This is a genomic window from Olsenella sp. oral taxon 807, from assembly GCF_001189515.2.
GTDB lineage: Bacteria > Actinomycetota > Coriobacteriia > Coriobacteriales > Atopobiaceae > Olsenella_F.
Window position 1 is genome coordinate 1,891,096 of the sequence record NZ_CP012069.2, and the last position, 20,331, is coordinate 1,911,426.

Consider the following 20,331-nt stretch of genomic DNA (forward strand, 5'->3'; position numbering starts at 1 on the left):
CAACCGTTCGCGGCAGATTTCACATATTCCAGGACTTCTGACAAAGGGCCCTTGTCTCTCGTGTAAGATAAGCGTGTGCAAGGCAGATAATATGTAGACGCGCACGTTCGGAGGTGTCATGCTTCCCTTTGGCCGCAAGCCCCATCAGAATGACGCCGGCACGTCGCCCGATGACAATGAGTCGGCGCGCAACGGACGGCACATGGCCCCTGTCCCCGGGACTCCTGCGACCCCCGACAAGACGGAGGTCTTCGAGTCGCGCATAGGGGTCATAGGCCCGGCCGATGCCGACGAGGACGCCGAGGCCCGCGAGGCCTATGAGAGCCTCATGCGCCACCGCAGGGTCCGCAGAAGAAAGAAGCGCATAAAGGTGGGCGTCATCCTTGGCGTCGTGGCGATCATCGGCATCACCATCGCCCAAGTCATCCAGGGCGGCGCGCAATCCGAGAGCCCCGCCATAAGCACCGCGTTCGTCACGCGCGGGGAGTTCAGCGACTCCGTGTCCGCCTCGGGCTCCATCAAGCCCGTCTCCTCGACGGTGGTGACGCCCGAGGTCGACGGCATCATCCAGGACGTGCGGGTCGCGGAGGGCTCCGCCGTCGACAAGGGCGACAGGCTCTTCAGCGTCAAGAACGATGAGCTTGACAAGGCCGTCCGCAAGGCGGCCCAGCAGGTCAAGACGGCAAAGAACGAGGTCGGCAAGGCCCAGGCCGCCCTGGAGACCGCCCGCAAAGGTGCCGCAGCCGTTGCCGAGGGCGGCCAGAGGGGCGACACCTCGTCGGTCGAGATGGCAAAGACGGATCTCGAGAGCGCCAAGATCTCCCTCGAGGAGGCCCGCTCGGCCTATGACGACGCGGTCGCCCAGGCGGACAAGCGCACTGTCACCGCCCCGTGCGACGGCACGGTCATCGTCATGAACGCCGTGAACGGCGCGTCGGTCGGCTCGCCTGGGGGCGCGGGCGCAGGCGCAGGCTCGAGTGCGGGCGCGGGCTCGGCCGGGGCGCTGATGACCATCGCCGACCTCTCGAGGATGAAGGTGACCGTGCAGATAAACGAGGTGGACGTCTCTCGGGTCGCCGTCGGCCAGAGGGCGAGGGTGACGTTTTCCGCCCTCCGCCAGCTCGTCTGCGAGGCGCAGGTCACGCACGTCTCCACGGTCTCCTCCTCGGAGGCGGGAGGCTCGGGCGCGGGCAGCGGCGGCCCGGGCGCGGGCTATGACGGCGGGGGGCGCGCCATCGTCACCTACGCCGTCGAGCTCCTCATCGACAGCCCCGACGCCTCCATCAAGCCCGGCATGACCGCCAACGCGGACATCATGATCCAGCAGATAGGCAACGCGCTCAACGTGCCCCTCTCCGCGCTCACGGAGGACGGCGCGCAGGCATACGTGAGCGTCGTCACCGCGCGTGACGAGAGCGGCGACCCCCAGACCAGCCGGGTGCCCGTCACAGTCAGGGCAAGGAGCTCCACCACCGCAGCCATCGAGGGCGACGGCATCGAGGAGGGCACCGAGGTGCTCCTTGCCGGCGGGACGGGAGGCTCGGGTAACGGCGGCGGCCCGGGCGGCGGCCCTGACGGCTCTGGCGACGGGGCGACGGCGTATGGCGGGGGCGGTGTGTGAGATGCCCAACGTGATCGAGGCGCATGGGCTGCATCGCATATATGAGACGGCGGCGGGCCTCACGCATGCCCTGCGCGGCGTCTCCCTGAGCGTCGGGAAGGGCGAGTTCCTCTGCATCATGGGGCCCTCAGGCTCGGGGAAGTCTACCCTCATGAACATACTGGGCTGCCTGGACACGCCTACCACGGGCTCCTACAAGCTCGAGGGGCTCGAGGTCGCCGACCTCTTTGACGACGATCTTGCCGAGATCCGCGCCACGCGCCTCGGCTTCGTCTTCCAGTCGTTCAACCTGCTGCCCCGCACCACGGTGCTGCGCAACGTCATGCTGCCGCTCGTCTACTCCGACATCCCCGTCTCCGAGCGCGAGCTGCGCGCCTGGAGGGCGCTGAGGTCGGTGGGCCTGCCCGAGGACTACTACGACCACCGGTCAAACGAGCTCTCCGGCGGGCAGATCCAGCGCGTGGCCATAGCGCGGGCGCTGGTCAACGACCCGGCCGTGATCCTGGCCGACGAGCCGACGGGCAACCTCGACTCCGCGACGGGCGAGATGGTGCTCAGGACGTTTCGCGCCATGCAGGATCGCGGCAAGACCATCGTGCTCATCACCCATGACCCCGAGATCGCCGCGTGGGCGGACCGCACCGTGCACATACGTGACGGCCGCCTGCTCACGGACGAGCAGGAGCGCGCGTTTGTCCTGCAGCATGGCGCGCAGGAGGCCGCGGGGGGTGGGGGCGCATGAGGCTTCGCGACCTGTTTCTGGAGACCCTCTCGGCGTTTAACGCCAACCGCGGCCGCAGCCTCCTGACGATACTGGGCATCGTCATCGGCATCAGCGCCGTCATCGCCATGACCTCCCTCATCGACGGGATCAAGTACTCCCTGCTGGGTTCCCTGGGCCTCAACCAGTCCCGCATGGTCACCATATATGCGGCGCCCGATCGCGGGGTGACCGAGCAGGACCTGGAGCAGCTGGCGATGGGCATCCCCGACTACGAGTTCGTCACCGGCATCGACTCGGCCTCGGAGCGCCTCGGCTCGGCTGAGAAGCAGTTTGACGCGCGCATCACCGGGTGCAGGCCTGAGTACTTTACCGTCATGGGGTTTGCGGCCTCAACGGGATCGCTCCTCTCGCAATCCGACGTGAGCGGCGAGGCAAGGAACGTCGTGCTCGACCGCGTGGCCGCCGAGAAGGTCTTCGGGAGCGAGAGGGACGCCGTGGGCAAGACGGTGCGCATCAACAACGGCGACTATACCGTGGTCGGCACCTGTGACAGCGGCCAGGGGGCGAGTGGGGGCGAGAGGTCCCTCCTGTCGTGCTACATGCCCTACTCGACATTCACGACGCGCGTCTCGGGCAGCAAGGCCATCAGCGAGATCTATGGGTACGCGCGCGAGGGCGCCAACATGAAAACCCTTGCCGAGCGGACGAAGGCCTGGCTCATCGACTGGTTCTCGATCCCCGAGAGCGAGGCGGAGGGCCGGATCAGCGTCATGACACTCTCCTCCATCATCGAGCGGCTCGATGCCACCATGGCGTCGTTCCAGGTGCTTGTGACGGCCATCGCGGGCATCTCGCTTCTGGTCGGCGGCATCGGCATCATGAACATGATGCTCACCAACGTGACGGAGCGCATCCGGGAGATCGGCCTTCGCAAGGCCCTGGGCGCACGGGCCGCCGACATCACGAGGCAGTTCCTGTTCGAGTCGATACTGCTGTGCGTCACGGGTGGCGTCATCGGGGTCGCCCTCGGGTATGCCGCTGCGTGGGGCCTGGCAGGCTCGGCCTCGGCCTTCCTGCACATGGAGACGTCGGTCACGCCCATCATCACCCCGTCGGTCGTGCTGATGACCTCGGGGACCTGCATTGGGATCGGGCTCGTGTTTGGCTACTGGCCCGCGCGCCGGGCGGCGAGGCTCAACCCCGTGGAGTCGCTCCGCTACCAGTAGGTGGTGGGTCCGGCAGAGGGCGTGCCCCGCTGAGGATGTGCCCACAGGGGGCGACTCCCTCTGAGGGCGACCGCCTGTCGAAGGGCGTCAGGTTGGGGGATGCTCGATACCCCACGGTAGACCGGGAGATGGAGCCCAGGTGTTAACGGCAAGCGAAATCAACCCTGAGTTCCCGGCACCTCCTTAGCCCACGACTGGCAGTCTGATGGCGTCCCGGTCTGACCCAGGGTGTGCCATCAGCGAGGCCCTCTGCCCAGACTGCGTCTTTCCGTGAGGTCAGACTCCAAACCGAGATCTGCGGGTCTTGGCGCAACCCCCCCGCAGCCTGGCGGGGGGTTGCTTGGACGCATTTGCCCAGTTGAGCCACTTCCCATAGTGCCCCGCAGCCTGGCGGGGGGTTTGGTCCCACGCCTCCACGGGCGCCGCGACGTGACGGAAAAGCGCATTCTGGGCCGCCGCCTTACACACTCTGCCCCGCCGCCTCACGGAAAGGCGCAGTCTGCAGCCCGCAGGTTGGGCAGAGTGCGTCTTTCCGTGAGATCAGACTCCAAACCGAGATCTGCGGGTCCCGGTACAACCCCCCCCGCAGCCTGGCGGGGGGTTGCTCGAACGCATTTGCCCAGTTGAGCCATTTTCCATAGTGCCCCGCAGGCTGGCGGGGGGTTGCGCCCCGCGTCTCCCGGGCGGCAACGTGACGGAAAAGCGCACTCTGCGCGACGTGGGAGTCGCAGACTGCGCCTTTCCGTGAGGCGCCGAGCCGGGATGCGCCTCGCCGTGAGGCCGCACGCGTGTTCCCCCTCGCGGTCCCGGCGCCGTCCCCTGCGGGTCTGGCGGCCGCCACGCGCCCGTCGCCGGACGCGGGTCCTCAGGGCAGGCGACGGCTCGGGCCTGTGTCCAGCGAACTAAGGATGTGTTGGGAAGTCAGGGTAACCACATGGGGGCTGCGGTGGGGATCCTGGTCCTCCTGATCCTGCCTCGGTCCCAAGATTCCCACGCAGTCCCCCATGGTCACATCAGCCTAGCTTGAGCAGCTCCTCGCCTCTCTCCTCTCACGTCCCTCCTGAAATTAGGAACGGGAGATCGAGCCGCCGTTTTGCCCGTCTGACACCTTATCCCAGGGGTTCTCGGCCTTTGGCGGGTACTTGGTGTAAGACCAGTTGTCCGGGTTGTGCGTCGTATGAACAAACTTGATCGTATACTGAGGAACCTTCAGGATAACGATTCTCTCGTTTTCAGGATCAATGGAGATGGTCCCCTCGTCGGAAAGCTTGCCGTTGGTTCCTTGAATATAGACTGGGTAGGTTCTGCCATCTGCAGAGGGGTTTTCGACAGCAACCTGCATGCCATACACGTACTCGAGCGCAAAGAGCGCGGAGTCCCCATTGGTGCGGATGGACATGTTATAGCTGAGGCCAGAGTCAGCGCCCGCTGCAGCGACGCCCTTCTCATCCAGATCGGTTTGGCTTGGATCGCTGTAGTCGATGCTGACAATGGCGTAGCTGCCAGGAAGCCAGACTCCAACGTTATTGAGCTTCCCCTTGACGTAGGTCAGGTTAGAGAGGTCGGACGGATCGTCTGAGACCTTCCTCATGTGAGTCGTGACCTCGTCCGCGAGGGACAGCAGGTGGGTGGCCCTGTCATAGCTGTACTCATGCTCGTTGCCGTCCGCGCCGACAAACGAGATGGTATTCTCGTCCTTGGCTTTCCACTTGAAACTGGTTTGTTTCCCAAAGTTATCAATCTCAAGCGTGCCATCATCCTTGAAAGTCCATGTCAGAGTGCCTGTCTTGTTTTCGGTAAGATCAAGATAATCTCCGCGCGTCATGGTTTTTGACCCACTCGCGCTGTCCATGTCCCAGACACCGACAACGACGCGAGAGAGGTCCCCATCAAGGGTAACCGCTTTGGTTGGGGCGTCGAGCATCGCCTTCTTCGAGCCCTGACCACCCTTCTGGTCCTGGCTCTCAGTGGTCTGAGATTGACCAAGTTTGGGCAAACGGCTACTATCGCAGCCAGACAGCGAGATAGTAAGTGCCAGCGCCACAAGGCCGGCGAACGCGCATGCAAAGAACTTGTGGTTCCTCATAAGCTCCTCTTTCTCCGTGGACTCTTTTCTCTCGAACGTCCCTTGAACGTGTCTCGAACGTATGCAATTACGATAACAATACCGTATTTTTCGGGCGATGTCGTCACAGGCAGGCAACGTCGTCACGGAACGTGGAGCCAAGGTGGAGCGCAACGGGAGCAAACCTGAAATCGGTCGCATCGTCTTTTTTCTTTCGGCCAGCTCAGCGAGGCAAAACGGCATGTATAGGGGTAGGTACGTGAGCCTCCCGTCCCTCGAGACGTTTTTGCGCGAGAGCACGAACGCCTCAAAGATCGCGCTTCCACTTATCGACAGTAAAGATCCCCCGGCGTAGCCGGGGGCTTTAGTAACGCCCCATAGGGGCCCGTCACGACAGCGGCATCGCCGCGACGGGCCGGTGGCCGCTGCCGTCAGGCCCCCGTCGGGGGCATTCCCGCTACCCTGTGCGACTCCCGTCAGACTGCCGCTGGACGTGCCTCCTGATGACCGACTTGTCAGGGCCGACGGTGCCCGCGCGGTAGCCCCTCGCCCACATCGTCCGGTCCCTGCCCGTAAGGGCCCCCCGCTCATGGTGCCGCTCGCGCGGTATGATCGCGCTCTTACCCCTCGACCTACCCACCACGTCGCCCGCGCCGCGCCTGGGTGCGATCCGGAGGCAGATGCGCGTGTGGTCGGGGCGGGCGCTCCCCTCCACCATCCCGGCGCCGCCCGTCCTGCCGGCCAGCATCCCGGGCGTCTCGCCGACCTCCCTTTCGGTCTCGCCGCACGGCACCTTCCTGCGACGCCTCGGTACCCGCGCCACGTGGCACGCGCGATACCGGCTCGTGTGCGATGGGCTATCCTTGTCCATAGTTCCCGCCCCTCCCGGACGGCGCAGCCGCCCCTCCGCGCCTCCATGGTAGGGCGGGAGCTGCTATTACGGAAAGACGATAGGGGTGGAACCACCGCTGGCACCACTGGCATAGCCAGTGGTTTTCTCACCAGAATAAGTTGTCGAAGACGGCATGGGAACGTACCTTCATCCCCAACTTGACCTCGACACGCCGATAGCCCAGCAATACTCCTCGAAATCCATGAGCCGCATGATGATTCGCTCGATGAAGCCCACAGGAAACGATGAGATGCCCTTGAACCCGGTCCCCAGCACGGAACTCACAAGACGAACGAGAAACGACCGTCCTCCACAAGGCCTTTCACGAGAGTGACGATCTCCGGATATTCTTGGACCTCGTCTACAAAAATGAGTGTGTAGCCCTCGACCAAGGTGCGCTCCGAGAGCATGGTAACACGCAAGATGAAGTCCCCCGCATTCCGTGCCCCTGTAAAAGTCTCGCGCGCATCTACATCAAGCAGTAAGTTGGTCTCATGATAGACGGTATAGTTCGCTTTACTAAACTCACGGATGGCATAGCTCTTGTCAGCCTAGCGGGCACCTGTCACAAGAAGGGCCTGCGTTGAAGTCCATCTCCAACGCAGCAGGCGCTCAGTGAGCTTTCTTCTCAGAACATCGTCTCTCTGTACGCATTAAAAGATCGATACGTACAGATAGTACATGAATTGGAAGATAGAACGCAGCTGTAGCTACATTAACTCAGGAATAGCTGTAAGGTGCCTTGCACCGGCGTCCCCGTGATCAAAGGCGAGAGGACCGCTGCGCGGACTGGGCGGCCGTAGGGCCTTTCGGACCTTTTGGGGCGGCTCCCTGCCTCGCCGGGCGTGACCCATCCGGCGCTTTCCGAAGCGCATGACCTACGAGAGGGTCGGCGAGGGGCGTATCTCCATGAACTTGTAAGAACGCTTGTTCTTACACCGTGCTATACTATTTAGTGGGACAGGGTAGTTGGAAGAGAGGCGGTGGCCGGATGGCACAGGCGAGGTGGGACATGGGCGCGCTGAGGCCCATAGACGACCTGATGTTTCGGGTGATGGCGAGGGACAAGGCCTTCTGCGGGGAGCTCCTGGGGGTGCTGCTCCAGGACAGGGGGCTCGAAGTGGTGGAGTGCAAGCCGCAGTCCGCCGTCACGAATCCGCAGGGGCGCTCGGCGGTCCTCGACGCCCTCTGCGAGCTCTCCGACGGCAGGTTCGTGGACGTGGAGGTGCAGCGCGCCGACGATGACGACCTCCAGAGGAGGGTGCGCTACTACGCCTCGCTCGTGACGGCGGACAGGACGCGTCCGGGAGGGCGCTTCGCCGACGTCCCGGACGTCTGCGTGGCGCTCGTCTGCGAGTTCGACCCCCTCGGGGAGGGCTGCTCGCTGTATCATGTGGACAGGGTCGTGAGGGAGAGCGGGCGGACCTTGGAGAACGGCCTCTCGGAGCTCTACGTGAACGCCCTGGCGAGGGACGGCGGCGAGGTCTCGGCCCTCATGAGGGTGTTCACGGAGGCCGAGGCGTACGATGAGGAGCGCTTTCCGGAGACCTCGAGGGTGAAGAGAAGGCTCAGGGAGACGGAGGAGGGGCGAAAGGACATGGGCAGCGTCATAGAGGAGATTCGAGAGGAGATCCGCGCGGAGTGCATCGCGGAGGGCATCGCGGAGGGCATCGAGACGGGCAGGGCCGAGGGCATCGCCGAGGGCGAGGCGAGAGGCGAGGCGAGAGGCGAGGTCAGGGGGACGCTCAAGACGCTCGTCCGGCTCGTGCGTGACGGGCTCGTGAGCGTGCAGGACGCCGCCGCATCGGCGGGGGTGGACGCCGACGAGATCAGGCGCACGCTCGCTGCGGAGGGGTGAGGCCGGCCGCAGGGGGTGACGTGTCCCGCCCGTCGGTGGCCGGAGGCTGTCGGGGCCTCGGCAAGGCCCGTCCGCACGAGCGCGCGGACGCTCGACAACGGCCTCGAGGAGCTCTACGTGAACGCCCTGGCGAGGGACGGCGGCGAGGTCTCGGCCCTCATGAGGGTGTTCACGGAGGCCGAGGCGTACGATGAGGAGCGCTTTCCGGAGACCTCGAGGGTGAAGAGAAGGCTCAGGGAGACGGAGGAGGGGCGAAAGGACATGGGCAGCGTCATAGAGGAGATCCGAGAGGAGATCCGCGCGGAGTGCATCGCGGAGGGCATCGCGGAGGGCATCGAGACGGGCAGGGCCGAGGGCATCGCCGAGGGCGAGGCGAGAGGCGAGGCGAGAGGCGAGGTCAGGGGGACGCTCAAGACGCTCGTCCGGCTCGTGCGTGACGGGCTCGTGAGCGTGCAGGACGCCGCCGCATCGGCGGGGGTGGACGCCGACGAGATCAGGCGCACGCTCGCTGCGGGAGACGGCACACAGACCAGTTCGGGTGCCTCCTTGCGGCGGTAGTCGCCCGGCACTTGGCAGGGTCCGACCTGAAAAGAGGCGCCCCTGCGCCGAGGTCGCGCAGGCACTTTGCAACGTCCGGCAAGACGCCGCATGGACGCCAGCGCCTGCTTGGCTTTCGCGCCATTCTCGCCGACAGGACGGGCGACGCGGCCAGGATGATCCTGCCGCCTCAGTCACCCAGGTCCTCGCCGTTGCTGGCGATGACCCTCTGGTAATAGTAGAAGCTGTCCTTGCGACTGCGCGCGAGCGTTCCCGTGCCATCATCGTGCTTGTCGACGAAGATGAATCCGTAACGCTTGCGCATCTCGCCGGTTCCGTTGGAGACGAGGTCAAGGGGACCCCACCAGGTATAACCCATGAGGTCCACGCCATCGGCAACGGCCTCACGCATCGCCGTGACATGTCTTCTCAGATAGTCAATGCGGTACGTGTCATGAACGGACCCATCGTCCTCGACCACGTCCTGCGCACCAAGCCCGTTCTCGACAACCATCAGAGGAATCTGATAGCGGTCATAAATCTCGTTCAGAGAGAAGCGCAGACCGTCGGGGTCAATCTGCCAGCCCCACTCCGAGGCGGCCAGATAGGGATTCCTGCCGCCTCCGGCAACATTGCTGCCACCCACCTCCTCCAGGTCATCATGCGTCCCGACGAGATTGGTCATGTAGTAGGAGAGGCCGAAGAAGTCTACTGTGCCCTCGCGCAGGACCTCCTCGTCACCAGGCTCCATCTTGAGGTGGACGTCACTCTGGGCCCACAGCCGCTTGGCATAGCTTGGGTAGCAGCCTCTCACCTGCACGTCTGAGGTATACCACACGTGCTGTCGCATGTTGTGCTGGTTCTTCAGCTCGTCAGCAGGATCGCAGGTCGCGGCATAGGTCTGGAGGAAGACGGTCATGCAACCCATCTTGAACTGCGGATAGCGCTCGTGCGCATACCTCACCACCCTCGCAGAGGCAACAAGCTGGTGGTGCAGGGCCTGCAACCGGTCATTTGGCGAGACCTCAAGCTTGTCGCGCGAACCCTCGAAACCACGGAGGATGGAGGTGCCAAACATGGCACCAAAGCCCAGGGTCGAGCAGTTGATCTCGTTAAAGGTAAGCCAGTACCTCACCTTATCCTTGTAGCGCTCGAACAGAACATGGCACAGCTTCTCGTAACAGGCAATCAGCTCGTGCCCAAGCCAGCCGTTAAAGCGCCTGACGAGGGCGTAGGGGGTCTCATAATGCGAGAGCGTTACCAAGGGCTCGATCCCATGCCTCAGGCACTCATCGAAGATGGCATCGTAGAACCTGAGGCCGGCCTCGTTCGGCTCGGTCTCGAGGCCGGTGGGAAAGATGCGACACCAGTTGATGGAGGTACGAAAGACGTTAAAGCCCATCTCGGCAAAGAGGGCTATGTCCTCCTTGTAGTGATGATAGAAGTCTATGGCCTCATGACTCGGATAGAGTTGCCGAGGATCGATGTCGACCGTGATGACCTTCTGCTTGTTGAACACCCCTCCCTTGCAGTGATCGGGTACCGAGTCACCCTTGCCATCAAGGTCCCACGCACCCTCGAACTGGTTCGCGGCGCAGGCGCCGCCCCACAGGAACCCCTTCTTGAAACCCATGACCAACCCCTCTCCATAGAGACGTAACAGAGCAAGACGGCAAAGCAAACGAAACCTACGAGAGCACCATCATGCCCAGCCCGAGCATCAGAGGCATGGTCGCGAGCGAAAGCAACGTCGAGAGCGAGACGAGTCCTGCCCCATATTCGTAGTTACCCTTATACTTCTGACTGAGCATGGCACACATCGCCCCCACTGGCGTGGCAAAGGTAATGAGCACGACCATTTTGATGTCAGCGGATATGAGCTGCGCAGGCAGCAGCCAGAGCAGTGCGCAACAAAGAAGCGGAGACACCACGAGCCTCAGGAGGCTCACCTTGTAGATGCGCAGGTCGCGTATCATGTGTCCAAGCCTCGTCTGTGCCAGGTAACAGCCCAAGACAATCATGGCGCCCCCCGTGTTTATCGAGCCTAGCGTCGAGCAGGCGACACTCAGAAAGTCTGGCAGCCGCACGCTCAGCAGAAAGAGAGCGAAGCCCAAAAACAGGGTGGTGACCGCAGGATTCGTGAGCACCTTGGCAAGCGAGACCTCCTGAAAAGACCCCGTAACAAGATAGACTCCGTAGGTCCATACGAAGAAGATCGAGACTGCGATGCATACCGTGACGTAGAGCACATACTCCTGGCCAAGGATGCTCTGGACGAGCGGAATGCCCACAAAGCCCGTGTTCGAGAAGATGACGCCAAAGCGAGAGATCCTGCCCTCGCCGCCACAGAAGATCCTAGCAACGAGGGCGCACATAAGCAGGATGACGATGGTGAGAAGCGCACAGGCTCCTGCGTTCACGAGCTTCTCCATGCGAAAGGCCCCCAAAAAGGAGGTGACCATGACCGCAGGCGAGGCGACATACATGACGACATTCGCCAGGTCCCCCACGCCCGCGTCACTGAGAAGATGCGCACGGTAGGACACATATCCTACGGACAACATCACGAGCATGGCCAGGACCTGCGTGATGAGTATCGTGAACGGCACGTCCATGACCCTACTACAGGACCTCTCCGTTCGACGCAATGACCCCTTGGTACCACCAGAAGCTCTTCTTACGGCTACGGGCATAGCTGCCGTTGCCGTCATCATCAAGGTCCACGTATATGAAGCCATACCGCTTGCTCATCTCGCAGGTGGAGAGCGAGACCAGATCGATGCAGCCCCAGGGGGTGTAACCCATGACCTCCACGCCATCGGCGATGGCGGCGGCAATGGCCTTGATGTGGCTGCGGAAGTAGTCGATGCGGTAGTCATCGTCGATCGAACCGTCCTCGTTCATGACGTCATGGGCGCCCAAGCCATTCTCGACGATGAAGAGGGGCCTCTGATAGCGATCCCACAGGTCGATGAGGGCATACCGCAGGCCCTGAGGGTCAACCTGCCAGCCCCAGTCCGAGGTCTCGAGGTAGGGGTTCCTGACCCCTGTGGCAAGGTTACCCCCAACCTTCTCGCGCCTGTCGGCATCCGTGGAGTCTACCAGCGACATGTAGTACGAGAACGAGACGAAGTCAACCGGGTACTGCGCGAGAATCGCCTCGTCGTCGAGGCCAAAGTCCACGCGAATACCCCTGTCCTGCCAGTAGCGCCATACCCAGGAGGGATACGCGCCACGCACCTGCACGTCGGCATAGAGGTAGTTCTCTCGGTTGTCACGCTGGGCAAGCAGCATGTTCTGGGGATCACAGTTCAGGGGATAGGTGAGCGTGCGCGTGAGCATGCAGCCCATCTGTGCGCCCGGCACCAGCTGGTGCAGGAGCTTGGTCGCGAGTGCAGAGGCGACGAACTGGTTGTGAACGCACTGGTAGATGATCTGTTCGAGCTCATCTGCAGGATAGCGGTCCTCGCAGATGCCTATCGTGGTCCAAGGGTGGCGAAAGACGGAGTCAATCTCGTTGAAGCTGAGCCAGTACCTGACGAGATGCCCAAAGCGCTCGAAGCACACCCTGGCGTAACGCACGAAGAGGTCGATGACCTTACGATCACGCCATCCGTCATAGTGGTTCGCAAGATAGAGGGGCTGCTCGTAGTGATGCAGGGTGACAAGCGGCTCAATGCCCCTCTCCCGGAGGTAGGAGAGCAGACCCTCATAGAACGCGACACCCTCCTCGTTGGGTTTTTCCTCCGTGCCCGTGGGGAACAGGCGTGCCCACTGAATCGAGAGGCGCAACGTCTTAAATCCCATCTCGGCAAAGAGGTCGATGTCCTCCTTGTAGCGGTGATAGAAGTCGATGCCATGGCGACGAGGATACTCGTGTAGGTCATCAGAGGCCATGGCGGCCTCGATCTGCGCGGAGGTGATGCCATGGAGCGCCTTGTAGTCACGTTTGTCGACGTGAGGCTTATACGCTACGACATCGGCGACCGTAAGGCCCTTGCCCCCAACGTCCCAGGCCCCCTCGCACTGGTTCGCCGCCGTGGCTCCACCCCACAAGAAGCCATCTGGAAATGCCTTGCCCATATCTTGTCTCCTTTCGCTTGATGCGATCTGTCTCCAAGTCAGGCGTGCTCGACCCATGCCGACCACGACGTCTAGGCCTCTTCACCTATGACTGCGCCGCCTGAGCTTCCTTGGCCGATTCGTTCTTAGCCTCGCGGTTTGCAATGAGGACAAAGGGCACTCACACGGCCGTGCATATCACAAGGGTGACCAGCTGAACGACGATACCTTGCCAGCCGAAGCTCATGAACGCATTGAGCAGCACGGGCACACCAAAGGGCACGTCGAAGGTATTGCAGGACAAGAAGCCAACATTCATGGCGACCATTGCTATGGCAGCCGATATCGACGAGTTGAGGATGAAGGGAATCGCGAACGTGGGGTTAAGCACCAAAGGGTAACCAAAGACGACTGGCTCCGAGATGCCCATGATCCCGGGGAAGAGGGCAAGCTTTGCCACGCCACGGTGGTCATCGCGCTTGGAGAACAGAAAGGTGGCAAACAGCAGGCAGAGCGTCATGCCGGCACCTCCCTGGACGACGAAGCACATCCAGAACCCCTGGGTAAAGATGCGGTCGGGCGCACCTCCGGCCGCAAGGGCAGCGGTGTTGGCGGCTATGGCCGTTGCCCAGATGGCATTGCGCACGGGACTTACGACAAGACCGCCATGGATGCCCAAGAACCAGAAGAGCTGAGAGAGCATGATGGCAACGAGAATGCCGGGCATCGTCTGGAAGAGGCCTTCCATGGGTGCCTGCAAGATGGCATACACGAGCTCGTTGATGTACTGACCAGAGACAAGCTTGACAAGCAGGCCCACGATGCATGTCACGAGTAGGGTAACGGCAACGGGAAGCATGACGTTGAAGGACTTGGTGATGCCCGCAGGCACCGAGGGAGGCATCTTGATCTTGATGGCCTCAACCGTGCAGAGCCAGTCAAAGAACTCTGCCACGAAGATAGCCGTCAACATGCCCACAAAGAGTCCCTGCGCGCCAAAGATCGTCTGACCCATGGCAGCAAGACCGGTTGCCTTGGTGGTCCCGTCAGCCAGGGTCTGTCCCGCACCAAGAAGCTTCGTGAGGTCCGCCGTGAACGTCGAGGGAACCATCGAGACGTAGGCGGCAATACAGATGACGCCGGTCACAACAGGGTCGGCATCATTGTGCTTGGCTATGTTATGAGCAATGAGATACATGACGGGAATCGTCATGAACGACAGGCAGCAGAAGTTGAGGGCCGAAAACGCGGGACCCAGCTGAGCCGCTGCGGGGACGACCTGCGCGAGACCGGTTGTCTTGGATGCGATAAGCGAGTTGAGCAGCGAGCCAAACGAGCCGACGATGACGAAGGGCATGAACACCGTGAAGGCGTCCTTGATAGAGTTGAGGTACTTGTTACTGTCAACCCATTCCGCGATGTCGAGAAGCTTGTCCTCGAAACCTTGGCTAAATGCCATGAAAGCCTCCTATCCCTATATGTGTAGTATGGGTTCAATACGATGATGGGCTGAGGGAAGCCGGCGCACGACCGCAGTCGGGCGCCGATGCTTAAGCGACCCCCCTTGCGCAGATGCTACTTCTTGAATCCGGCAGCCAGCTTGTCTGCCTGCGCCAAAACGGCAGCACCATCTCCGCGCCCATATGCGGTGGCCTCGATGACATCCACCGGTGCGGCACCATTGACGATCTTGTCGACCTTGCGCCTGATGTGGCGAACCTGCGGACCCAGAAGGAGGACGTCGAAGTTACCGATCTCGGACTCGATGGATCCCTGCTCGACCGCCCAGATCCTGTCATCGCGACCAGCAGCCTTCGAGGCCTCCTCCATCTTTGCGACCAAGATCGAGGTGGACATTCCGGCGGCGCAGGCAAGCATGATTCTCATGATTCCCTACCTTTCCGCAGGCATGATAGCCTGCAACCATGCGGGGTCCCTCTGACCCCGACATCCTTACGTCAGCTGACGGGCACCCTCCGTGTCAGTGGAGGCAAACTGGCCTTTCCTTGAGCAAGGACCAACCTTTATGGCGCGTCGCCTCGTCTTGATGCAAGACGAGGCCTCCCCCATCGATGGCACCTAGCCCTTCTCGGCGAGCCGCCGATAGAGGTTTATGAAGCGCTCGGCAAGGTCGATGCACATGATGGCCATCGTGAGGTGGTCCTCGGCGTGAAGCAGGATGAGATGCACCTCGACAGGCTTGCCCTGTGCCTCTTGCTGAATCATCGAGAACTGGACGTCATGCGACCCCTTCATCTCATGACGAGCCTCTGCGAGGCTGCGCTCGGCACCCTCGAAGTCACCCTCATCCGCCAGATCAATGGCCTCCAGCGCGCAAGACTTCGCGATGCCTGCATGCGAGATGATCTCCATGGCCAGTTCGTACTTGTCTTCCTCCATTACCGCTCCTATCTACGTGGGGTTTTTGCACTCAATGAGGGACACGAAACCATCGTGCCTCTGCTCCCGTATAACCTGCGCAACCCTCGTGGCATCTGTGACGAAGCGAGCCGTAGCACGGTAGAATCCCTGCAGCTCCCTACCCTTCTCTCGCGCGACCGATGTCAACAGCACCAAACGCACGGGCTTACCTCCCCAATCAACAGGCCATTCATTGATGCCCACACAGACGACGGTCTCGTTACCCATGGCCTCCATGGGGTGGGGGATCGCGACCTGATTTCCAAACGACGTCTGCGCGACCTCCTCGCGACGCCAGACGAGATCGCGAAAGCCCGTTGGAAGCCTTCTCCTCTCGCACAGCTGGTCAATGAGGTAGTCGAGCAGCGACTCCTTGCTATCGAACTCGAGGTGCGCGAGAAACAGGTCTGGGGGGAAGCAGGCTGACACATCATCTGCCTGACCCCTACCAAGAAGGCTTCGCACGTTAGAGATATCCACGTCCTCCAGAAAGTTGCTCACTACGAGCGTGGGTCGGGAAAGCCTCTTGCCCAAAGGGACCGTGGAAATCACGTAGTCAATGCCCGTGAGGTCGATGTCTTTGATGCACGAGGCATCACAGGTGACAATCCTATCGATGTACGTCCCAAACTCCTGGCGAAGCCGACACTCGAGCAACCGGGCGCTCCCCTCGCCAGTCGCGCAGACGACGAGCAAACTTTTCTTGTCGAGGGCGGTCCGCGCGCGCTCAAGGGCCAAGGCGAAGGACAGGGCAATGTAGCCCACCTCGTCCTCGGTCAGATCAAACCCCCATGCATCGACCAGCAATGGTGCGCAGTCCAGCGCCATGTGATAGGCAAGCGGATAGTGCTGCTTGATGTCCTGCAGGATAGGGTTCGCGACGGACATGTGATGCCTCATCCTCACGGACAAGGGGACAATGTGACGAGCGAGGTTCATCCTCAGCTCAAGATCGCCACCAAGGTCAAAACGGAAGTCCAGCCGCACGAGCTCGATCATGCGCGCGACAAGTTCCCATACCTCATCGGAGATGACTGGTTGCCCGTCCTCATCCTCACCATCAATCATCTGCTTACCTCCCAGGTGGATGGCAATGTAGGCCACTTCCTCCTCTGGGAGCTCGATGTCGAAGCACTTCTCGATGGAACGAGCGACGCTCTGGGCGACATCGTAACTTCGCTCTGACCGCAGCCGCTCCATCTCGACGGCATCCATGGGCACATAGCAGTGCTTCCTGATACGCATGATCGCTATGGCTATGTGGACGAGGAGATTGCGGTACACAAAGTCCTGCATCCCAGAGGCGACCGAAGAGATGCACTGGTCTATCTGGCCAAGCATCAGGGAACTACCGCTTGCTTCGATGAGATCAGATGCCTCGGAATCAACCACGAGGGAGGCAAGGCAGAGCCTGCGGTCAACCTCTGATCCCACAACCCGTATCCCATGGTGAGGACGCCTCTCGAGTGAGAGATCGAACTTCTTTAGGGCGGACTCCACGTGACGCAGGTCTCCCGAGATGGTAGTGCGCGACACATAGAGCAACTCGGACAGCTCATCCAAGGTTATCCAGTCGCTGCGGGAAAGGAGGTCATCGGCCAGGTAGGCAACGCGCTCCCTAGGCATGGAGGGCAGCCTGACACGGCCGGACCCCTCTACGAGGCGATCGAGGGCAGTCCCGTCCTCCACCACCAGGCGATAGCCCCTGCCGCGCTCCGCCTTGACGTGCGCAACACCCCTCAGCGCCATGTTAGCCCTCTTCACATACGTGCGCACGGTTCGCGTACTCACCGAGAACGACTCGGCGAGCTCCTCCGCAGGTGTGGTCTCCCTCTTACGAAGCCGGTCTATGAGTTCACGCAGCCTTGCCTCCACGACGCCTCTCCCCATACGCAGAATCTAGGCGAATCGAGAGCGCGACTCCATAGCAAAAACTTCCAACGGTACAGGAAGAGGACTTGTGCAATGCCAGGGCACCCCCACACAGAGCCCTTTCACCCGGGTTATTTCCTCTCCTCCAGCAAGACAATCCTCCAGCGAGACAAGCTGCCCTGTACCGCATCGCGGTAAACAGCCGTGGGGCGCTTGCTCTGGAAGAAAACCGTACATTATGTGTGAACTGGGGACGCAGGAGTGTACACAGATTGGTCGCGAGGGCCTCTCGGCATCGTTTTGGGCCATTTGTGTACACTGTTGTGGCGCGAGGGTGGTGGGCAGCCTCGGGCCGCAATAGTGTACACAAATCAGTTGTGAGGACCTCTTGGCATCGTTTTGGGCCATTTGTGTACACTGTTGCGGCGACCAGCAACCGTGGGGACGCAATAGTGTACACAGATTGGTGATAAGAGCCGTGGGGCGCCGGTTTGGGGCATTTGTGTACACTATCGCGCTGTCGTAATGGCCGCAGAGACGCAATAGTGTACACAAATTGGTCGCGAAGGCCTCTCGGCGCCGAATTGGGCCATTTGTGTACACTGTTTAGATACGAGTTACAGCGAGTGATACGAGTGACTCAACCACCCATGATCTGCCCGTGGCGCCGATGAGACCTGCGCTAGCAGGGCACCCACAGCGCACGGGAGAGTAGACCAGCTATACGTAGATGCGCTCACCCGGCGTAGCATGCGCCTACCCAGCCCCCTTACGCGGGGACAATGCTCCTTCAGGCGCATGCTCTCTCGTGCAACAGAGTGCCAGCTCAGGATAGAATAGAAAAGAAAGGAAAACTTAGGAAAAAAAGGAAAGGACACGACTCGCGTCATGAGAGACACGGTATTCTCCCCCTCCTTTGGCAACCGTCCCAGCCAGCTGGTCGGGCGGGACCAAGTGCTCACGGCCCTCCTCGACGGCCTGCTCACGAAGCCGGGAAGCCGAGAGCGGGCAAGCCTCCTCTTGGGCCAAAGAGGGTCTGGGAAGACGGTCCTCCTCCTTGAACTTGGTGACTGTGCTCGAAAGCGGGGCCTTGCCGTGGCAACGCCGACCATCGTCTCGTCCGACATGCTGGAGCGCATCCTCGAGAAGCTGTGGGTCGAATGCGACCGCATGCTCGGCACACGGGGACCGCACGTCATAGGTGGGGGCATCTCTGCGCTGGGGTTCTCTGCCAACCTGCAGTTTGCTGCGCAACAAGAGGCGACGGGAAGCTTTTAGAGGCAGCTCGCAGGACTTGTCGACAGGTTCAACCAGCACGGCATACCCGTGCTCATCCTCACTGACGAGGTGCAGGCGAACAGCGAGCACATACGACAGCTTGTCATTGCCTATCAGGAGCTGATCGGGCAGGGGGCAGACCTTGCACTGTCCATGGCAGGACTTCCGGGTGCCATCTCCGCCACCCTCAACGATCACGTGCTCACGTTTCTCAACAGGGCCACGAAGGTCAGACTGGCCCCATCCCCATCGGGGAGATAGACGCCTTCTTTGAGGACTCCTTTCGCAAGCTGGGACTCAGCATATCTCCCGCCCTCAGGAGAGTGGCTGCCGAGAGTACCCTGGGATCTCCCTACCTGCTGCAGCTGGTTGGCCATTACCTCTGCCTGAGGGGTCAGCCTGGCACAGAGCTTGGGAGGGTGGAAGTCGATGCCGCACTTGCCTTATCACGAAGCGACTTCGAGACGGACGTATGCAGGACGACGCTCAACGCGCTCTCGGAGGTGGACGTCAACTTCTTGGTATCCATGTCCGAGGATCAGGGCAGCAGCAGGATCTCTGACATCGCCGCACGGCTCGGCGTCAGCCGGGACTACGCACAGAAGTACCGCAAGCGGCTCATTGACGCGGGCGTCATCCAGCCTGCAGGACGTGGTCGCCTGAGTTTCTCGGTGCCCTACCTCGCACACTACCTGCGAACCTCCCGGTAACGCGCCCGTCGGCCCGCACGAACGAGTGCCTGACCTACCGATTGCTGTAGGCAGACCCATGCCCACGTCCCCCTAAAGACCGAGCGCCTCAGCCCACGTCCCTTCCCTGAAGCCGGGGATGGCAAAGTCCTCACCCACGAGCAGCGGGCGCTTGACGAGCATGCCATCGGTGGCGAGCAGGTCATAGCACTCGGCATCGGTCATTCCGGCATCGAGCTTGGTCTTGACGTCCAGCTCACGGTACCGCATGCATGAGGTGTTGAACAGGCGGCGCACGGGTAGGCCCGAGCGCTCGTGCCAAAGGGCGAGCTCCTTTGCCGTGGGGTTGTCGGCCACTATGTCGCGGTCGACATAGCCAACACCGTGCGCATCCAGCCATTTCTTGGCCTTCCTACAGGTAGAGCACGTAGGGTATTCCAGAAGCAGTACGCTCATTGCATCTCCTATCCACGAACGGGGCTGAGTGACCCGTCGATGGGCATCCACTCCCCCTCATATGAGGAAGAGCGAACGATGATCCTGTTCGCACGAATCGATCCTCGACTTTGACCAACCTCATCATCGCAGCCTACCTCACACGCAAGCTCGACATCGTGAGAGAGCTGCGAAAGAGCACACCCCTGCCTGACTCGTGTGACCGAAGCGCCGAAACGTCCCGAGACCTGGATGCTCGAGTAGGATCACTACGCGTCTGTCTCGACTGACCACCCTGGATCCGTTCGATCGTGGCCACCATCATGACCTGCCATCTGCCGCCATAGGCTTTTGCTCCTTGTCAAAGCAGCTAGCGACACACACTGCCACTCGGCAGTGAACGTACGGGTGCTTCACGTTCAGGGGCGAGTGGCAGTGTATCCTACACTGCCACTCGACGGTGAGCGTACCGCATCGGTACGATCGAGGCCGAGTGGCAGTGCGGAGGGTACGATCGAGGGCGAGTGGCAGTGCGACTCTTACTGCCACTTGGCGGTGAACGTACCGAGCAGCACGTTCAGAGCCGAGTGGCAGTGCGGAGGGTACGTTCAGGGGCGAGTGGCAGTGCGGTTCATACCACCAAGTCCAATC

General features: G+C 61.5%; 19 protein-coding genes. 8 read left to right on the plus strand and 11 right to left on the minus strand.

The features are described from left to right. The first annotated feature begins 118 nt into the window (after positions 1–118). The 3 genes from ADJ70_RS08000 to ADJ70_RS08010 are packed head-to-tail and all read left to right on the plus strand — an operon-like array spanning position 119 to position 3,571. Positions 119–1,621: an efflux RND transporter periplasmic adaptor subunit gene (locus tag ADJ70_RS08000; protein WP_083443898.1), complete on the plus strand. Its 1,503-nt coding sequence runs from the start codon at positions 119–121 to the stop codon at positions 1,619–1,621. Between the two features lies 1 nt (position 1,622). After that, entirely contained in the window at positions 1,623–2,363 is a 741-nt protein-coding gene (locus ADJ70_RS08005) for an ABC transporter ATP-binding protein (RefSeq protein WP_050340648.1), read from the plus strand. Then, the gene (locus tag ADJ70_RS08010; RefSeq protein WP_050340649.1) at positions 2,360–3,571 is read left to right on the plus strand and encodes an ABC transporter permease; all 1,212 of its coding nucleotides are present in this window, start codon (positions 2,360–2,362) and stop codon (positions 3,569–3,571) included. The genes ADJ70_RS08005 and ADJ70_RS08010 overlap by 4 nt, the downstream gene beginning before the upstream one ends. Positions 3,572–4,637: 1,066 nt before the next feature. Here the strand turns inward: ADJ70_RS08010 and ADJ70_RS08015 are convergent. The 3 genes from ADJ70_RS08015 to ADJ70_RS14130 form a co-directional block, all read right to left on the minus strand. Next, on the minus strand, positions 4,638–5,657 hold the full coding sequence (locus ADJ70_RS08015; protein WP_050340650.1) for a hypothetical protein: 1,020 nt from the start codon (positions 5,655–5,657) through the stop codon (positions 4,638–4,640). 436 nt (positions 5,658–6,093) lie between these two features. Further along, on the minus strand, positions 6,094–6,507 hold the full coding sequence (locus tag ADJ70_RS08025; protein ID WP_050340652.1) for a transposase: 414 nt from the start codon (positions 6,505–6,507) through the stop codon (positions 6,094–6,096). Between the two features lie 302 nt (positions 6,508–6,809). After that, a complete protein-coding gene (locus ADJ70_RS14130; RefSeq protein WP_083443899.1) occupies positions 6,810–7,061 on the minus strand; it encodes a hypothetical protein in 252 nt (83 codons plus the stop codon). A gap of 458 nt (positions 7,062–7,519) precedes the next feature. Between ADJ70_RS14130 and ADJ70_RS08030 the strand changes: the two genes are divergently transcribed. Then, positions 7,520–8,386 carry an Rpn family recombination-promoting nuclease/putative transposase gene (locus ADJ70_RS08030; protein ID WP_050340653.1) on the plus strand — a complete coding sequence of 289 codons (867 nt, stop codon included), beginning with the start codon at positions 7,520–7,522 and terminating at the stop codon, positions 8,384–8,386. A gap of 15 nt (positions 8,387–8,401) precedes the next feature. After that, a complete protein-coding gene (locus ADJ70_RS08035) occupies positions 8,402–8,944 on the plus strand; it encodes a hypothetical protein (protein WP_050340654.1) in 543 nt (180 codons plus the stop codon). A gap of 169 nt (positions 8,945–9,113) precedes the next feature. On the opposite strand, the gene ADJ70_RS08040 is transcribed toward ADJ70_RS08035, so the two are convergent. The 7 genes from ADJ70_RS08040 to ADJ70_RS08070 form a co-directional block, all read right to left on the minus strand. Then, positions 9,114–10,556 (minus strand): glycoside hydrolase family 1 protein, encoded by a 1,443-nt coding sequence (locus ADJ70_RS08040; protein ID WP_050340655.1) that lies wholly within the window; start codon positions 10,554–10,556, stop codon positions 9,114–9,116. 55 nt (positions 10,557–10,611) lie between these two features. Continuing rightward, on the minus strand, positions 10,612–11,532 hold the full coding sequence (locus ADJ70_RS08045; protein ID WP_172674467.1) for an AEC family transporter: 921 nt from the start codon (positions 11,530–11,532) through the stop codon (positions 10,612–10,614). A gap of 13 nt (positions 11,533–11,545) precedes the next feature. Beyond that, positions 11,546–13,006, minus strand: a complete 1,461-nt coding sequence (locus tag ADJ70_RS08050; RefSeq protein ID WP_050340657.1) for a glycoside hydrolase family 1 protein — start codon at positions 13,004–13,006, stop codon at positions 11,546–11,548. A 160-nt stretch (positions 13,007–13,166) separates the two neighbouring features. Continuing rightward, positions 13,167–14,444, minus strand: a complete 1,278-nt coding sequence (locus ADJ70_RS08055; protein WP_050340658.1) for a PTS sugar transporter subunit IIC — start codon at positions 14,442–14,444, stop codon at positions 13,167–13,169. 116 nt (positions 14,445–14,560) lie between these two features. Continuing rightward, positions 14,561–14,872 carry a PTS sugar transporter subunit IIB gene (locus ADJ70_RS08060; protein ID WP_050340659.1) on the minus strand — a complete coding sequence of 104 codons (312 nt, stop codon included), beginning with the start codon at positions 14,870–14,872 and terminating at the stop codon, positions 14,561–14,563. A gap of 192 nt (positions 14,873–15,064) precedes the next feature. Next, on the minus strand, positions 15,065–15,385 hold the full coding sequence (locus ADJ70_RS08065) for a PTS lactose/cellobiose transporter subunit IIA (protein WP_050340660.1): 321 nt from the start codon (positions 15,383–15,385) through the stop codon (positions 15,065–15,067). A 12-nt stretch (positions 15,386–15,397) separates the two neighbouring features. After that, positions 15,398–17,281, minus strand: coding sequence for a BglG family transcription antiterminator (locus ADJ70_RS08070; RefSeq protein ID WP_050340661.1), 1,884 nt, complete (start codon positions 17,279–17,281; stop codon positions 15,398–15,400). An 885-nt stretch (positions 17,282–18,166) separates the two neighbouring features. Here ADJ70_RS08070 and ADJ70_RS15325 point away from each other — a divergent pair. The 3 genes from ADJ70_RS15325 (at position 18,167) to ADJ70_RS15335 (ending at position 19,266) form a co-directional block, all read left to right on the plus strand. Beyond that, positions 18,167–18,556, plus strand: coding sequence for an ATP-binding protein (locus ADJ70_RS15325; protein WP_253273145.1), 390 nt, complete (start codon positions 18,167–18,169; stop codon positions 18,554–18,556). A gap of 48 nt (positions 18,557–18,604) precedes the next feature. Further along, positions 18,605–18,817, plus strand: a complete 213-nt coding sequence (locus ADJ70_RS15330; RefSeq protein WP_253273146.1) for a hypothetical protein — start codon at positions 18,605–18,607, stop codon at positions 18,815–18,817. 62 nt (positions 18,818–18,879) lie between these two features. Further along, on the plus strand, positions 18,880–19,266 hold the full coding sequence (locus ADJ70_RS15335; protein WP_253273147.1) for a hypothetical protein: 387 nt from the start codon (positions 18,880–18,882) through the stop codon (positions 19,264–19,266). 72 nt (positions 19,267–19,338) lie between these two features. Here the strand turns inward: ADJ70_RS15335 and ADJ70_RS08080 are convergent, their stop codons facing one another. Further along, on the minus strand, positions 19,339–19,701 hold the full coding sequence (locus ADJ70_RS08080; protein WP_050340662.1) for an arsenate reductase family protein: 363 nt from the start codon (positions 19,699–19,701) through the stop codon (positions 19,339–19,341). Between the last annotated feature and the right edge of the window lie 630 nt (positions 19,702–20,331).

What these genes read in the sequence shown, in the direction of transcription:
- ADJ70_RS08030 (WP_050340653.1), top strand. Translation starts at nt 7,520, where the DNA reads ATGGCACAGGCGAGGTGGGACATGGGCGCGCTGAGGCCCATAGACGAC.
- ADJ70_RS08050 (WP_050340657.1), bottom strand. Translation starts at nt 13,006, where the DNA reads ATGGGCAAGGCATTTCCAGATGGCTTCTTGTGGGGTGGAGCCACGGCG.
- ADJ70_RS08065 (WP_050340660.1), bottom strand. Translation starts at nt 15,385, where the DNA reads ATGGAGGAAGACAAGTACGAACTGGCCATGGAGATCATCTCGCATGCA.
- ADJ70_RS08055 (WP_050340658.1), bottom strand. Translation starts at nt 14,444, where the DNA reads ATGGCATTTAGCCAAGGTTTCGAGGACAAGCTTCTCGACATCGCGGAA.
- ADJ70_RS08010 (WP_050340649.1), top strand. Translation starts at nt 2,360, where the DNA reads ATGAGGCTTCGCGACCTGTTTCTGGAGACCCTCTCGGCGTTTAACGCC.
- ADJ70_RS08015 (WP_050340650.1), bottom strand. Translation starts at nt 5,657, where the DNA reads ATGAGGAACCACAAGTTCTTTGCATGCGCGTTCGCCGGCCTTGTGGCG.
- ADJ70_RS08060 (WP_050340659.1), bottom strand. Translation starts at nt 14,872, where the DNA reads ATGAGAATCATGCTTGCCTGCGCCGCCGGAATGTCCACCTCGATCTTG.
- ADJ70_RS08080 (WP_050340662.1), bottom strand. Translation starts at nt 19,701, where the DNA reads ATGAGCGTACTGCTTCTGGAATACCCTACGTGCTCTACCTGTAGGAAG.
- ADJ70_RS08005 (WP_050340648.1), top strand. Translation starts at nt 1,623, where the DNA reads ATGCCCAACGTGATCGAGGCGCATGGGCTGCATCGCATATATGAGACG.
- ADJ70_RS15325 (WP_253273145.1), top strand. Translation starts at nt 18,167, where the DNA reads ATGAGAGACACGGTATTCTCCCCCTCCTTTGGCAACCGTCCCAGCCAG.
- ADJ70_RS08000 (WP_083443898.1), top strand. Translation starts at nt 119, where the DNA reads ATGCTTCCCTTTGGCCGCAAGCCCCATCAGAATGACGCCGGCACGTCG.
- ADJ70_RS08040 (WP_050340655.1), bottom strand. Translation starts at nt 10,556, where the DNA reads ATGGGTTTCAAGAAGGGGTTCCTGTGGGGCGGCGCCTGCGCCGCGAAC.
- ADJ70_RS08025 (WP_050340652.1), bottom strand. Translation starts at nt 6,507, where the DNA reads ATGGACAAGGATAGCCCATCGCACACGAGCCGGTATCGCGCGTGCCAC.